Here is a 1,592-nt window from a genome sequence, read left to right on the forward strand (position 1 = left end):
TTCGGACCCATGCAAGGGGTTTCCGAAAGTGGCCACATGCTCCTTAGAAAGGAGGTGATCCAGCCGCAGGTTCCCCTACGGCTACCTTGTTACGACTTCATCCCAATCACCGGCCATACCTTAGGGCCAGAGGCACTTCGGGTACAACAGGCTTTCATGATGTGACGGGCGGTGTGTACAAGGCCCGGGAACGTATTCACGGCGCCGTAGCTGATGCGCCATTACTAGCGATTCCGGCTTCATGGAGGCGAGTTGCAGCCTCCAATCCGAACTGGGCTCAGTTTTATGGGATTGGCTCCACCTCGCGGTATCGCAACCCTCTGTACTGAGCATTGTAGTACGTGTGCAGCCCTGGGCGTAAGGGCCATCCTGACTTGACGTCATCCCCACCTTCCTCCCCGTTTCACAGGGCAGTCTGGCTAGAGTGCTTTGGGCAACTAGCCATAGGGGTTGCGCTCGTTGCGGGACTTAACCCAACATCTCACGACACGAGCTGACGACAGCCATGCAGCACCTGTGCTGGTTCCTCTTGCGAGGTCGTTCCCCTTTCAGGGTTCTACCACCAGCATGTCAAGCCCAGGTAAGGTTCTTCGCGTTGCATCGAATTAAGCCACATACTCCACCGCTTGTGCGGGCCCCCGTCAATTTCTTTGAGTTTTAATCTTGCGACCGTACTCCCCAGGCGGTGCGCTTAATGGGTTACCTTCGGCACGCACGGGGTCGAATCCGCGCACACCTAGCGCACACCGTTTACAGCCAGGACTACCGGGGTATCTAATCCCGTTTGCTCCCCTGGCTTTCGTGTTTCAGAGTCAGACGCTTTCCAGGAATCCGCCTTCGCCACTGGTGTTCCTCCTGATATCTACGCATTTCACTGCTACACCAAGAATTCCGATTCCCCCTCAAGCTCTCTAGCCAGGCAGTATCCAATGCAGTTTCACCGTTGAGCGGTGAGATTTCACATCAGACTTACCCAGCCTCCTACACACCCTTTACGCCCAGTGAATCCGAACAACGCTCGGGACCTCTGTATTACCGCGGCTGCTGGCACAGAGTTAGCCGTCCCTTCCTCTCCGCATACCATCAAATAGAAGGAGTATTAATCCCCCTACCCTTGTTCTGCAGTGACAGGAGTTTACAATCCGAAAACCTTCGTCCTCCACGCGGCGTCGCTCCATCAGGGTTGCCCCCATTGTGAAAGATTCTCGACTGCTGCCACCCGTAGGTGTCTGGACCGTGTCTCAGTTCCAGTGTGGCTGGTCGTCCTCTCAGACCAGCTACCCGTCATAGCCTTGGTGAGCTTTTACCTCACCAACAAGCTGATAGGCCGCGGGCTCGTCAAAAAGCGGAAGGTCTTGCGATCCCCTCCTTTGGTCTTGCGACAACATCCGGTATTACCCCGCCTTTCGGCGAGCTATCCCGAACTTCTTGGTAGATTCCCACGTGTTACTCACCCTTTCGCCACTAAACCGTATTGCTACGATTCCGTTCGACTTGCATGTCTTATCCACGCCGCCAGCGTTCGTTCTGAGCCAGAATCAAACTCTCCGTAAAATTGCTTCCAGTAAGACTCCCTTGCAGGAGGCTACACC

The 1,592-nt window shown here is 55.2% G+C and carries 1 rRNA gene; it reads right to left on the bottom strand.

Annotation, left to right across the window (positions count from 1 at the left end):
- Positions 1-47: 47 nt before the first annotated feature.
- Positions 48-1,554: ribosomal RNA gene (locus VLA04_02255) — 16S ribosomal RNA — on the bottom strand.
- Between the last annotated feature and the right edge of the window lie 38 nt (positions 1,555-1,592).

The sequence above is a fragment of the Verrucomicrobiia bacterium genome (assembly GCA_035460805.1).
Lineage (GTDB): Bacteria > Patescibacteriota > UBA1384 > CAILIB01 > CAILIB01 > DATHWI01.